12 protein-coding genes are annotated in these 13,211 nt (G+C 72.5%); 7 read left to right on the top strand and 5 right to left on the bottom strand.

The window, feature by feature from the left end:
• Positions 1-125 precede the first annotated feature (125 nt).
• The 3 genes from glgP to ABTZ99_RS00800 all read left to right on the top strand — a co-directional run bounded on the left by glgP (position 126) and on the right by ABTZ99_RS00800 (position 3,665).
• A complete protein-coding gene (gene glgP / locus ABTZ99_RS00810; protein WP_498774953.1) occupies positions 126-2,696 on the top strand; it encodes an alpha-glucan family phosphorylase in 2,571 nt (856 codons plus the stop codon).
• Positions 2,697-2,830: 134 nt separating this feature from the next.
• Positions 2,831-3,337, top strand: coding sequence for a hypothetical protein (locus tag ABTZ99_RS00805; protein ID WP_498774951.1), 507 nt, complete (start codon positions 2,831-2,833; stop codon positions 3,335-3,337).
• 13 nt (positions 3,338-3,350) lie between these two features.
• Positions 3,351-3,665, top strand: coding sequence for a hypothetical protein (locus ABTZ99_RS00800; RefSeq protein ID WP_498774949.1), 315 nt, complete (start codon positions 3,351-3,353; stop codon positions 3,663-3,665).
• Positions 3,666-3,751: 86 nt separating this feature from the next.
• Here ABTZ99_RS00800 and ABTZ99_RS00795 read toward each other — a convergent pair whose 3' ends face one another.
• From ABTZ99_RS00795 to glgX, 4 genes are all read right to left on the bottom strand, one after another.
• Positions 3,752-4,876, bottom strand: coding sequence for a hypothetical protein (locus ABTZ99_RS00795; RefSeq protein WP_499607096.1), 1,125 nt, complete (start codon positions 4,874-4,876; stop codon positions 3,752-3,754).
• 207 nt (positions 4,877-5,083) lie between these two features.
• Complete coding sequence (locus ABTZ99_RS00790) at positions 5,084-5,470, bottom strand: rhodanese-like domain-containing protein (protein ID WP_498774945.1); 387 nt, start codon at positions 5,468-5,470, stop codon at positions 5,084-5,086.
• On the bottom strand, positions 5,467-6,045 hold the full coding sequence (locus tag ABTZ99_RS00785) for a cysteine dioxygenase (protein ID WP_498774943.1): 579 nt from the start codon (positions 6,043-6,045) through the stop codon (positions 5,467-5,469). The genes ABTZ99_RS00790 and ABTZ99_RS00785 overlap by 4 nt, the downstream gene beginning before the upstream one ends.
• Positions 6,046-6,305: 260 nt before the next feature.
• Positions 6,306-8,414, bottom strand: a complete 2,109-nt coding sequence (gene glgX, locus ABTZ99_RS00780) for a glycogen debranching protein GlgX (RefSeq protein ID WP_498774941.1) — start codon at positions 8,412-8,414, stop codon at positions 6,306-6,308.
• A 176-nt stretch (positions 8,415-8,590) separates the two neighbouring features.
• Here glgX and ABTZ99_RS00775 point away from each other — a divergent pair, with 176 nt between their 5' ends.
• From ABTZ99_RS00775 to ABTZ99_RS00760, 4 genes are read left to right on the top strand one after another with little or no spacing between them, the layout of a single operon-like run.
• Positions 8,591-9,367, top strand: coding sequence for an ABC transporter ATP-binding protein (locus tag ABTZ99_RS00775; protein WP_498775216.1), 777 nt, complete (start codon positions 8,591-8,593; stop codon positions 9,365-9,367).
• A 39-nt stretch (positions 9,368-9,406) separates the two neighbouring features.
• A complete protein-coding gene (locus ABTZ99_RS00770; protein ID WP_499607091.1) occupies positions 9,407-10,186 on the top strand; it encodes an enoyl-CoA hydratase/isomerase family protein in 780 nt (259 codons plus the stop codon).
• Complete coding sequence (locus ABTZ99_RS00765) at positions 10,176-11,129, top strand: class I SAM-dependent methyltransferase (RefSeq protein WP_498774937.1); 954 nt, start codon at positions 10,176-10,178, stop codon at positions 11,127-11,129. The genes ABTZ99_RS00770 and ABTZ99_RS00765 overlap by 11 nt, the downstream gene beginning before the upstream one ends.
• Positions 11,129-12,280 carry a THUMP-like domain-containing protein gene (locus tag ABTZ99_RS00760; protein WP_499607088.1) on the top strand — a complete coding sequence of 384 codons (1,152 nt, stop codon included), beginning with the start codon at positions 11,129-11,131 and terminating at the stop codon, positions 12,278-12,280. Before ABTZ99_RS00765 ends, ABTZ99_RS00760 begins: the two co-directional genes overlap by 1 nt.
• Here the strand turns inward: ABTZ99_RS00760 and ABTZ99_RS00755 are convergent.
• Positions 12,254-13,201, bottom strand: coding sequence for a nucleoside hydrolase (locus ABTZ99_RS00755; RefSeq protein ID WP_498774933.1), 948 nt, complete (start codon positions 13,199-13,201; stop codon positions 12,254-12,256). The two genes, ABTZ99_RS00760 and ABTZ99_RS00755, sit on opposite strands and share 27 nt — an antisense overlap.
• Positions 13,202-13,211: the final 10 nt, after the last annotated feature.

The following is a 13,211-nucleotide window of genomic DNA, read 5'->3' as shown; positions in this document are numbered from 1 at the left end:
GTTTGCGCACTGTGGGCGAAATAACTTGCAGAGCGCCGTTTGCCCTGGTGAAGCTGTATCGGTCACGGCATCGGTTCGGGTGACCGTTGTCCCGCACCGCTGGATGGGGGATAAGGTCCGACGCCATGCGAGCACTTCGCCGGTTCACCGTCCGAGCCAGCCTGCCCGAGCCGTTGACCGCCCTGGGCACCCTCGCCACGAACCTGCGCTGGACGTGGCACCAGCCCACCCAGGACCTGTTCGCTTCGGTCGACCCAGAGCTGTGGGCCGAGCACGGCGACCCGTTGCGGCTGCTGTCCGTGGTCGCGCCCGACCGCCTCGAAGCCCTCGCCCGTGACGAGCAGTTCCTCGCGCACGCCCGCGCCCTGGCCGACGACCTGCACCGCTACACCACCGGACCGCGCTGGTTCCAGCGCCGCCAGGACGAGATCGCCCAGCGCCGCGAGCACGGCAACCACGACCTGCACCCCCTGCCGACCGCGATCGCCTACTTCTCGATGGAGTTCGGCGTCACCGAGGCCCTGCCGAACTACTCCGGCGGCCTCGGCGTGCTGGCGGGCGACCACCTCAAGGCGGCCTCGGACCTGGGCGTGCCGCTGATCGCGGTCGGCCTGCTCTACCGGTCGGGCTACTTCCGCCAGGCGCTGTCCCTGGACGGCTGGCAGATCGAGCACTACCCGGTGCTCGACCCGCGAGGCCTGCCGCTGGAGCTGCTCACCGAGCCGTCCGGCGCGCCGATCCTCGTGCACGTCGCCATGCCGGGCGACCGGGTGCTGCGCGCCAAGGTGTGGAAGGCGCAGGTCGGCCGCATCCCGCTGCTCCTGCTCGACTCCGACGTCGAGGAGAACGACGACGACCTGCGCGGCGTCACCGACCGCCTCTACGGCGGCGACCAGGACCACCGCATCCGGCAGGAGATCCTGGCCGGCGTGGGCGGCGTCCGCGCCGTGCGCACGTACTGCGACCTGACCGGGCACCCGTCGCCCGAGGTGTTCCACACCAACGAGGGCCACGCGGGCTTCCTCGGCCTGGAGCGCATCCGCGAGCTGGTCACGACCGAGGGCCTGGACTTCGACCAGGCGTTGGCGGCGGTCCGCGCGGGCACGGTGTTCACCACGCACACGCCGGTGCCGGCGGGCATCGACCGGTTCCCGGTCGACCTGGTGCAGCACTACTTCGGCTCCGAGGCCCTGCTGCCGGGCGTGAACACCCAGCGCCTGCTCGCCCTCGGCGCGGAGGACAACCCCGGCCTGTTCAACATGGCGCACATGGGCCTGCGGCTCGCGCAGCGCGCCAACGGCGTCTCCCGGCTGCACGGCACCGTCAGCCGCGACATGTTCCGCGGCCTGTGGCCGGGCTTCGACGCCGCCGAGGTGCCGATCGGCTCGGTCACCAACGGCGTGCACGGCCCGACGTGGGCGGCGACCGAGATGAGCAGGCTCGTCGGCGACACGGAGGAGGCCGGCGTCGGCCTGCACGGGTTCGAACCCGTCACCGACCAGCGGCTGTGGGAGCTGCGCAACGACCTGCGCGGCAAGCTCGTCGACGAGGTCCGCCGCCGCACGCGCGCGTCGTGGTTGCAGCGCGGCGCTTCGGCGTTGGAGCTGGGCTGGACCGACTCGGTGTTCGACCCGGACGTGCTGACCGTCGGCTTCGCCCGCCGCGTGCCGACCTACAAGCGGCTGACGCTGATGCTGCGCGACGCCGAACGGCTGCGCGCGCTCCTGCTGCACCCCGAACGGCCGGTGCAGCTGGTCGTCGCGGGCAAGTCGCACCCCGCCGACGACGGCGGCAAGGCGTTGATCCAGCAGATCGTGCGGTTCGCCGACGACGCGGGCGTGCGGCACCGGATCGTGTTCCTGCCCGACTACGACATGTCCATGGCCCGGTACCTGTACTGGGGTTGCGACGTGTGGCTGAACAACCCGATGCGCCCGCTGGAGGCGTGCGGCACGTCCGGCATGAAGTCGGCGCTCAACGGCGGGCTGAACCTGTCGATCCGCGACGGCTGGTGGGACGAGCTGTACGACGGCAGCAACGGCTGGGCCATCCCGACCGCCGACGGCATCACCGACCCGACCCGGCGTGACGACCTGGAGGCCGCCGCGCTGTACGACCTGCTCGGCAACCAGGTCGCGCCGCTGTTCTACGACCGCGGCGAGGACGGGGTGCCGACGCGGTGGCTGGCGATGGTGCGGCACACGCTGGCCTCGCTCGGCCCGGCGGTGCAGGCGTCGCGGATGGTGCGCGAGTACGTGGAGAACCTGTACGCGCCCGCCGCGTCGTCGGCCGCCTCGGTCGTCGGCGAGGGTTTCCGGGGCGCGAAGGAGCTGGCCGCGTACCGGCAGCGGCTGCGGGCGTCGTGGACCCGGGTGCGGGTGCTGGAGTCGGAGATGTCGCTGAACGGGTCGGTGACGCCGAACCTCGGCTCGCCGGTCGGCGTGCGGGCGCGGATCGAGCTGGCCGGCCTCGAACCGTCCGAAGTGGATGTCCAGGTGGCGTTGGGCCGGGTCGGCGACTCCGACGAGCTGTACGACGTGGTCACGCACGGGATGGACTACGCGGGCAACGGCAACTACGAGATCGAGGTGCCGCTGCCGCACGCCGGCGCCGTCGGCTACACGGTGCGCGTGCTGCCGCGGCACGACCTGCTCGCGTCACCGGCGGAACTCGGTCGGGTCGTGCTGGCCGGCTGAGGTCGCTCGATCAGATGACCGTCGGCGTGACCGGCGGTCATCTGATTCACGCTGGTGTGCCGAGGTTTCTTCGGTCGGGTGAACTCGCGGTTTTCACCGGCAGGTGGCCGCGCGTCCGCGCTTACGCTTCCGCCGTGAGGAAATTCGCAACGATCGGCACGGTGCTCGCCGTCGTGCTCGCCGTGGCCGTCATCCCGGCCGCGTCGGCGCAGCGGCGGTCGGCGGAACCGCCCGCCGCGTGCGCGGGACTGGTGACGCAGCTCGCGGACACGCTCAAGACGGTGGTCGCACCGCTGGCCGCGAACCCGCCGGCGCCGGACAAGGCCGCCGTGCCGCTGGGCGAGGCGCTCCGCGTGCTGGTGGCGATGACGGCCGCGAAGTGCCTGCCGACACCACCGACGACCGCGCCCGCCGAGAGCCGGTTGCACGGGCCGGAGCTGTGCCTGTCGCAGGACCTGGCGATGTTCGCCGGCGCGTTCAGCGTGTTGAGCAAGATCGTGCCCGGCGCCGTGGCGCCGGATCCGGGGAAGCTGCGCGCCGAAGTGCAGACGTGGTTGAAGCTGGTGAACGAGGCCCTGAAGACCTGCGGCCTGCCCGTGCCGGAGGGCGGCATGCCGACCATGCCGGATCAACCCGCATAGATCGGAGTCGGCGATGTGCGGCGTCATCTACCTCGGCGATCGAAGGGTCGAGATCCCTTGCCTGGTGCTGGATCCGCTCTGGTGGCGGCATCCGTGGCCGCCGATCGACTTCACGCAGATCGGTCTGGGCGAGGACACCGCGGGGCCGCTTCCCGAGCCGTGGAAGGTGGAGCTGACCAAGCTCGGTGAGATGTTGGCGGCTGCCGGTCGGTTCAGGGATGACGGGCAGGCTGATCGCCTCGGTGCGGTCATCGTCGAGGTCGGTAACGCCATCGCCGAGCAGGAGCGAGCGGAAGTGCGGTTCGAGTGGGCCGCGCACGTGAGGTAGTGCTGCGCGAAGTCCGACCTGGAGCCGGACTTCCCCGCTCGCACCCGTGACCCGACCGATGCCGCCGGACGCAGCCCCGGCTCCGGTCAGGTGATGTTGAGCCGGGCCGTGGTTTCGGCGACCCGGGGCATCCAGCCGGCGAGTTGTTCGGCCTCGACCAGGCTCGCGCGGGCGGCCGCGTTGTCACCGGCGGCCATGTGGGCGCGGGCGATCGTGGCCAGGGCGTCGGCGCGGGCGAGACCGGTCTCGCTGGTGGCCTTGGCCTGGGTGGCGAGGGCCAGCGCGGTGGCGTGGTCGTGCTCGATCAGGGCGAGTTGGGCCAGCGTGGCCGTGCAGCGGTGGCGGGGGTAGCCGAACTTCATCGCGCCGTCCGCCGCGCGTTTCGCCGCGGGCACGCCGACGTCCGCGGGCAGTTGGCCGCCCTCGACCGCGTTCGCCGTGGAGCCGGCCATCGCGGCGAGCACGAACGCCATGTCGCGCGGCTCCAGGTCGGTGCGCCCGACCAGGCCGCTGACCAGGTGCAACGCCTCGCCGTAGCGGGCGCGCAGCGTCAGCACGGAGGACCGCGCGCCGATCGCGACCAGCAGCGTGGGGTGGCGCTCGACCAGTTCGTCGGCCAGCGCCTCGGCCCGGTCGAGGTCGCCGACTTCGAGCGCGTCGGTGACCTCGTTGACCAGGGGGGTCGCCTCGTACTCGGCCGCCGTGCGGCCGGACACGCGGGGCAGGGCGAACAGGAACCAGCCGGGTGAGGTGGTGCCCGCGCCGCGTCGTGGCCACAGGCCGTTGAGCAGCACGGCCGTGCCCGCGACCGCGAAACCGCGCAGGAACGGCTGATCCGCGTCCGACCAGCCGAGCGCGCCGAGCCAGGCCACCGCCACGACCACCGCGGCCACGACGGCCGACGTGAGCCCGGTCAGCCACAGCCGGCGGCGGACCGGCGCCTTGATCGACGTGAGGCCGACCGACATCAGCAGCGGGATCGTCCGCCACACCACCCGAAGGTGGGGCTTCGTCCACGTGCGGATCTCGCCGCCGACGCCGATCTCGACCAACGGCACCCGCACGTGGAACAGCCGTGCGCCGGCCAGCAGGCCGAGTTGGAGCGCCACGTTGACCGCCCACGTCCCCACCGCGGCCCCGCCGAACGTCGCGACACCCGGCCGCCAGACCACGAGGACGACCAGGGCCAACCCGGTCAGCGCTTTCCACACGAACCTGGAGACGCTGCCGCCGGCCTCCTGGTTCCCGAACGCGGAACTCGGGTGTGCTGAAGGCAGGACCCGCGCGACCTGAAGGATCGACCCGCGGGTCCTGGAGGTTCGACACGCGCGTGTGTCGAACGCTCGGGTCGCGTGTGTCGGACGCTCCGGTCGCGCGGGTCGGACGCTCAGGTACGCCGAGTTCCGCGTTCGGGGCGGTCAGGTGACGGCTTGGGTGGCGCCCGGGCGCACGGGCAGGCCGGCGGCGGCGTAGCCGCGGAAGCCGCCGACCAGGTCCGTCGCACGCGGCAGGCCCACGCGTTGCAGGTCGCGGGCGGCCAGGCTGGAGGCGTAGCCCTCGTTGCACAGCACGACCACGGTGGTGTCGGCGGTGAAGCCGGGGATCCGGTGCTCGCCGTTCGGGTCCAGCCGCCACTCCAGCACGATGCGCTCCACCGGGATCGAGCCGGGGATCTCACCCTCCGCCGCCCGGTCGTGGTGTGGTCTGATGTCGACCACCAGCACGTCCGACAGCCCGGCCAGCTCCTCCGGCGACACGCGGCTCAACGACCGCCGCGCTTGTTCCAGCAACTCCTCGGCACTCACGGACCCTCCTGGTCGGCCAGAACGCGCAGCTGCTCCAACGGCAGCCGCAGGGCGGGCAGCGGCGGGATCTCCCGCGGTATGTCGGCGAGGCTCGCGTACTCCCGGGTCGGCACCAGCGGCGGCGAGTAGGCGTGCACGCTCGCCGCACCGATACTGCCCTGGTTCAGCACCCGGTGCGCACGCCCGGCGCCGAACCCCAACGCGCTGCCCACGGGCCGCCGCGCGCTGCGGATCGGCCCACCGGGGTAGCGGTAGTCCTCCGCCAGCTCACCGGTGAGCACGGTGAACGAGCCCGCCGCGCCACCGTGGTCGTGCGCTTCGGTGCCCTGACCGGGCAGCCAGCTCAGCAGCCACAGCTCGACGCCCCCGGTCAGCCCGAGCCGCGCCCACCAGCGCCGATCGGGGTCGTACCGGAGGACGTCCAGCAGCGGGGTGGTCAGTTCGGCGGCGACGGTGGACGTCAGCTCGCGCAGCTCGCGCGGCGTCCACAGGTCGCGTTCGGGGTGGATGATGTCGCGCAGGAACCGCACGTCCAGCTTCGGGTGCAGGTCGGCGCGCGCGATCGTCGCGGTCACGTGGGTCGCTCCTGATGGCTACGGGTCGGGCGGGGTAGCGATCAAGACGCGACGCGGCGTCAACCAGGTAGGCCGGACCGGCCGCGTCGCGTCCGGCTACACCCGCACGACGCCACCAGCAGGAGGTCGATCGTGCGGTCGCACCAGGTCAGCAACGGGCGGGCCACGCCGGCATCGTGCCACGGATCGGCGCACCGCGCGCACGGCTCTCACCAGGCAGGATCGTGTCGGTGGCGGAGGCAGTCGGTCACCGACACAACTCAGTTCGGCACCCTCAGCAGCAACAGCGAGCGGCCCTCCAGCACGACGGTCGCGCCGGCCGCCAGGCTCTCCCCGGCCGCGGGCGAGCCGTCGGGGGTGGTGGAGTCGATCGTCGGCTCGTAGCGCCCGCCGTACTCGGGTCCCGGCAGCGTGACCTCGACCGGGTCCGCGCCCGCGTGCAGGAGCAGCAGCCACGAGTCGTCCGACACCAGTTCGCCGTCACGCGAGCGGGACAGGCTGTTCGACCCGTCGATCCACATGCCGAGGAACCGGCGGCCCTCGTCGAACCAGTCGGTCTCGGCCATCTCCTCGCCGTCCGGCCGGAACCACACCAGGTCGGGCGCGCCGGACGACGTGGTCCGGCCGTCGAAGAACTGCGGCTGCCGCAACGCGGGCGACGCGCGCCGCACCGCGATCACGCGCCGGGCGAACGCCAGCATCGCCTCGCCCTCGCCGCCGAGCTTCCAGTCCACCCACGACGTCTCGTCGTCCAGGCAGTACGCGTTGTTGTTGCCGCCCTGCGTGCGCCACTGCTCGTCACCGGCGGTCAGCATCGGCGTGCCGGTGGACAGCATCAGCGTGGCGAGCAGGTTGCGCGCCTGCCGGGCCCGCAGCGCCAGCACCTCCGCGTCGTCCGTCTCGCCCTCGACGCCGCAGTTCCACGACCGGTTGTCGTTGGTGCCGTCGCGGTTGTCCTCGCCGTTGGCCAGGTTGTGCTTCTCGTTGTAGGACACGAGGTCGCGCAGCGTGAACCCGTCGTGCGCGGTGATGAAGTTGACCGACTGCCACGGCCGCCGCAGGTCGTCGGCGTACAGGTCGGACGAGCCCGACAACCGGTACGCCAGGTCGCGCACGCTGGTCATGCCGCGCCAGAAGTCGCGCACCGTGTCGCGGTACCGGCCGTTCCACTCGGCCCACTGCACGCCGAAGTCGCCGACCCGGTAGCCGTCGCCGGTGGCGTCCCACGGCTCGGCGATCAGCTTGCACCGCGACAGCACGGGGTCCTGCGTGATCGCGGTGAGCATCGCCGACGCCCGGTCGAACCGGCCGCCGCCGGGCCTGCCCAGCGTGGACGCGAGGTCGAACCGGAAGCCGTCCACGCCCAGCTCGGTGGCCCAGTACCGCAGCGAGTCCGTCACCAGCCGCACGAACTGCGGCGACCCGGCCTCGGTGGTGTTGCCGCAGCCGGTGATGTCGAGCGTGCCGCCGCCGTCGATGTGCAGGTAGTAGCCGGGCGCGTCGAATCCCCGGTAGGACAGCGTCGGACCCTCCGGACCGCCCTCGCACGTGTGGTTGAACACCACGTCGATGATCACTTCGATCTCCGCGTTGTGCAGCGCGGCGACCATCGTGCGGAACTCCTCCACCTCGCGGCCCGGCTCGCTGGCGTAGGCGGGGTGCGGCGCGAAGTAGCTCAGCGGCGAGTAGCCCCAGTAGTTGTGCCTGCCGTCGCGGATCAACGACGGCTCGTCGACGAACGCGTGCACCGGCAGCAGCTCGACCGACGTCACGCCGAGCCGGGTCAGGTGCTCCAGCACGGCCGGGTGCGCCAGCCCCAGGTACGTGCCGCGCTGGTGCTCGGGCACGGCCGGGTGCCGCTTGGTGAACCCCCGCACGTGCAGCTCGTAGACCACCGCCTCCTCGAACGGCACCTCGGGCTTCACGCCGGTGTCCGGCCCGCCGGGCGAGGTGACCACGGACAGCGGCACGCTGCCGAGCGAGTCGACCGGTGACGGTCCGCCGAGCATCGGGTCGTCCACGTAGCCCAGCGCCGCGTCGAGGTCGGACAACGTCCCCGTGATCCGCGTCGCATACGGGTCGACCAACAGCTTCGCCGGGTTGCACCGCAGGCCGCGTGACGGGTCGTACGGCCCGTGCACGCGGTAGCCGTAGCGCTGACCGGGCGTGACGCCGGAGATCAGCCCGTGCCAGACGCCGAACGTGCGCTCGGTCAGCTCGACCCGCTCCTCGGTGCCGTCTTCGCTGATCAGGCACACTTCCACGGCGTGCGCGGGCGGTGCCGAGACCGCGAAGCGCACACCTCCGGCCTCGGGGTGCGCCCCGAGGGGGAACGGTCGGCCCGCGAGCAGGATCGAGTCGGCAGCCATGCGCCCGATCTTTCCAGCACACACGCTCGGTGTGGGCATGAGCGCGCTCAGGTTCACCGACCCCGCCCATACCTCCCCCCACCGGACCACCGGCGGAACGGGGTGCAGAACAATGGCGGCGGCGGCGCATCGACGGGGCGAGGGCAGGCGTGGAAAACGAAGATCTGGTCATCCACATGCAGGGTGTTTCGGTTCGACGTGGCAAGACCACGCTGGTCGGGGACGTCGACTGGAGCGTGGAGCTCGACGAGCGCTGGGTCGTGCTCGGCCCGAACGGCGCCGGCAAGACGACGCTGCTCCGGCTGGCCGGCGCGGAGCTGCACCCGACCAAGGGCAAGGTGCACCTGCTCGGCGAGCGGATCGGCCGGACCGACATGGCCGAGCTGCGGCCCCGGATCGGGCTGTCCTCCTCGGCGTTGAACGGGCGCATCCCGGCCGACGAGAAGGTGGTCGACCTGGTGGTCAGCGCCGGGTACGCGGTGCTGGGGCGCTGGCGCGAGGAGTACGACCGGCTCGACACCGGCCGGGCCAGGCAGCTGCTGGCCACGATGGGCATCGAGCACCTGGCCGACCGCACTTACGGCACGCTGTCCGAGGGCGAGCGCAAGCGCACGCTGATCTCGCGCGCGTTGATGACCGACCCGGAGATGCTGCTGCTCGACGAGCCCGCGGCGGGCCTGGACCTGGGCGGCCGCGAGGACCTGGTCGCCCGGCTGTCCGAGCTGGCGATGGACCCGGACGCGCCGGCGACGGTGCTGGTCACGCACCACGTGGAGGAGATCCCGCCCGGCTTCACGCACGCGCTGCTGCTGCGTGACGGCGGCATCGTGGCGCAGGGCCTGCTGGCCGACGTGCTGACCGAGGAGAACCTCTCGAAGACGTTCGACCAGCCGCTGGAGCTCCAACGGTCGGGTGACAGGTACTTCGCCCGCCGGAAAACTACCGAGGGGTAACCTGCGAGGCGCACCGACGTCAGGGTCGAGGAGGACCGCGTGGCTGAGTTCGTGAGGCTCGAAGTCGAGGACGGGATCGGCACCATCCGGCTGGACCGCCCGCCGATGAACGCGCTCAACCGGCAGGTCCAGGAGGAGATCCGGTCCGCCGCGCTGGAGGCCGCCGACCGGGCCGACGTCTACTCGGTGATCGTCTACGGCGGGCCGAAGGTGTTCGCGGCGGGCGCGGACATCAAGGAGATGGCCGAGCTGTCCTACGCCGAGATGGCGGCCCGCGCGGGCGCGTTCACCTCGGCGCTGCGCGCGGTGGAGGAGATCCCCAAGCCGACCGTGGCCGCCATCACCGGGTACGCCCTGGGCGGCGGGTTCGAGCTGGCGCTGTGCGCGGACCGGCGGATCGCGGGCGACAACGCCAAGGTCGGCCAGCCGGAGATCCTGCTCGGCGTCATCCCCGGCATGGGCGGCACGCAGCGCCTGCCGCGGCTGATCGGGCCGTCGCGCGCCAAGGACCTGATCTACACCGGCCGGTTCGTGGGCGCCGAGGAGGCGTTGCGCATCGGCATGGTGGACGAGGTCGTGGCGCCCGACGACGTCTACGGGGCGGCGAAGCGGTGGGCCGGCCAGTTCGTGAACGGCCCGGTGCGCGCCTACGCCGCCGCGAAGGCCGCGATCGACGGCGGGTTGGACACCGACCTCGGCAGCGGGCTGAAGCTGGAGAGCCAGCTGTTCGCGGCGATGTTCGCCACCGAGGACCAGAAGACCGGCATGGCGTCGTTCATCGAGAACGGCCCGGGGAAGGCGAAGTTCAGTGGCCGTTGATCCCAAGCCCAACCCGCACGCCACCGCCGAGGAGATCGAGGCGGCGTACAAAGACCCCAAGCTCGCGAACGTGCTCTACCACGACTGGGAAGCGGGCACGTACGACGAGAAGTGGTCGATCTCCTACGACGAGCGCTGCATCACCTACGCCACGGACCGGTTCCGCGCGGTCGCGGGTGACACCGGGCCGTACGAGCACGCGTTGGAGCTGGGCTGCGGCACGGGGTTCTTCCTGCTCAACCTGATGCAGGGCGGCGTGATCAAGCGCGGCTCGGTGACCGACCTGTCGCCGGGCATGGTCGAGGTGGCGCTGCGCAACGCCGGGCAGCTGGGGCTGCCGGTCGACGGCCGGGTGGCCGACGCCGAGCGCATCCCGTACGACGACGACACGTTCGACCTGGTGGTGGGGCACGCCGTGCTGCACCACATCCCGGACGTGCCCGCCGCGATGCGCGAGGTGCTGCGGGTGCTCAAGCCGGGCGGCAAGTTCGTGTTCGCGGGCGACCCGACGAACGTGGGCAACCTCTACGCCCGCAACCTCGGCCGGCTGACCTGGTGGCTGACCACCAACGTGACCAAGCTGGCCCCGCTCAACGACTGGCGCCGGCCGCAGGAGGAGCTGGACGAGTCCTCGCGGGCCGCGGCGCTGGAGGCCGTGGTCGACCTGCACACGTTCGACCCGTCGGACCTGGAGCGGACCGCGCGCGGCGCCGGCGCGGTCGGCGTGCGCGCGGTGACCGAGGAGCTGTCGGCGGCGTTGTTCGGCTGGCCGGTGCGCACGTTCGAGGCCGCCGTGCCGCGCGAGAAGCTGGGCTTCGGGTGGGCGATGTTCGCCTACAAGACCTGGCAGCGGCTGTCCTGGGTGGACGAGAACGTGCTGGCCAAGGTGCTGCCGCGCGAGCTGTTCTACAACGTCTCCGTGACGGGTCGCAAGCCGGTCTAGTGGCCTACGCCTTCAGCCTCGACGACGTGGCGTACCTGCGTTCGGACGCCGGGCGCGCCGCGTTGTCGGCGCTGGCCGACCTGCCGCTGACGCCCGCGTCGCGGCTGGCGGACGTGAACCGGGCCAGGCAGGTCTCGCCGACGCGCTTCGCGGCGGTGCTGGAGACGGTGCTGTTGCGGCGCAAGGCGGTCGCGAAGGTCGGTTTCGCCGACGGGCTGTTCACCTCCGACGCGTTGCAGCAGGCCACCGCCCACCCGGTGGCGGTGCACCGGGCACGTCGCTTCCGCGGTCGGGCGCACGACGTGACCTGCTCGATCGGGGCGGACCTGGCGGCGTTGCCCGAGGGTTCCATCGGGTCGGACCTGGACCCGGTGCGGCTGGCCATGGCGCGGCACAACCTGGGTGACGCGGTGCCGTTGGTGCGCGCGGACGCGTTGCGACCGGTGTCGCGCGGCACGGCGGTGCTCGCCGACCCGGCGCGGCGGGACGCGAGCGGGCGGCGCACGTGGCGGCCCTCGGACTTCGCGCCGCCGTTGGACGAGCTGGCGGAGGCCTACGCGGACCGCGACCTGGCGGTGAAGTGCGCGCCGGGCGTCGACTTCGCGGTCGCGCCGTGGGCGGACGAGGTCGAGCTGGTGTCGTTGGACGGGCAGGTGCGCGAGGCGTGCCTGTGGACGCGCGGCCTGGCCACGCCCGGCGTGTCGCGGCGGGCGACCGTGCTGCGGTCGGACGGTCCGGAGTGGACGGTCACGTCCGCCGACCCCGACGACTGCGGTGTGCGCGAGCCGGACGAGTGGCTGGTCGACCCGGACGGCGCGGTGGTGCGGGCCGGGCTGGTGCGGCACTACGCGGCCCGGCACGGGTTGGCGCAGCTGGACGAGCGGATCGCCTACCTGACCGGACCCACGCCGCCGCCGGGCGTGCGCGCGTTCCGGGTGGTGGAGCACGGGCACTACAGCGAGAAGGCGTTGCGGTCCGTGCTGCGGGCGCACGACGTGGGCCGGCTGGAGATCCTGGTGCGCGGGCTGGACGTGGACCCGAACGCGCTGCGGCCGAGGCTGAAGCTGTCCGGGTCGGCGGAGGCGACCGTGGCGCTGACGCGCATCGGCCGCCGTCCCGTCTACCTACTCGCGCACGCCGAGCGCACCTAGCCGCTCGAAGAGGAACGCGCGCAGGCCGTCGAGGTCGGCGTCCAGCGTGATGTCGAGCGTCTTGGGCGCCTCCACCTCCAGTCGCCGGTCCACCACGAGCGCGCCCCGGTTCGGGCCGTAGGAGCAGTCGACGTCCACCGGGAACGGCGTGCCGCTCAGGATGCCGGGCCGCACCGCCTCGGCCACCGCGACCGCGTCGTGCACCGCCATGCCGTCCCAGCCGAGGAAACGCCGGTAGGTCTCCAGGTAGGAGGGCGTGAGGCCGACCAGCGTGGCGGCGACCCGCGACGTCTTCGCCAGCGCGTCCAGCCACTCGGCGCTGACCGCGCAGCGGCGGGTCAGGTCCATCGGCACCAGCGTCGTGGGCACGTCCTCCTCGACCAGCACGCGGCGGGCGGCCTCGGGGTCGCTCCAGACGTTGAACTCGGCCGTGGCGGTGACGTTGCCGCCGCTCACCCCGCCGCCCATGACGACGAGCCTGCCGATCTTCGGCTTGAGGCCGGGGTGGGCGGCCAGCAGCAGCGCGATGTTGGTGAGCGGGCCGATGGGGACGATCGTGACGGGTCGGTCGGCCTGGTCGAGCAGGTCGCGCAGCAGCGTGACGGCGTCGCGCCCGTCGGGGCCTCGGGTGGCTTCCGGCAGCGTGTCGGCGTACCCGGAGAGTCCGTCCTTGCCGTGGGCGCTGGACAGGTGCGGGTGGGGGTGGACCAGCGGCCGGGACGCGCCGACGCCCACCGGCACGTCGTCGCGGCCCAGGAGCGCCAGCAGCCGCAGGGCGTTGCGCGTGGTGTTCTCCAGCGACACGTTGCCGAAGACGGTGGTCACCCCGATCAGGTCGACCTCGGGGCTGGCGGCGGCGAGGGCGAGGGCGAACGCGTCGTCCACGCCGGGGTCGGTGTCGATGATGAGGGGTGTCGTCACGGCACCATCC

The sequence above is a fragment of the Actinosynnema sp. NPDC002837 genome, assembly GCF_040295345.1.
Classification (GTDB): domain Bacteria; phylum Actinomycetota; class Actinomycetes; order Mycobacteriales; family Pseudonocardiaceae; genus Actinosynnema.
This window is presented reverse-complemented; position numbering and strand designations above follow the sequence as displayed.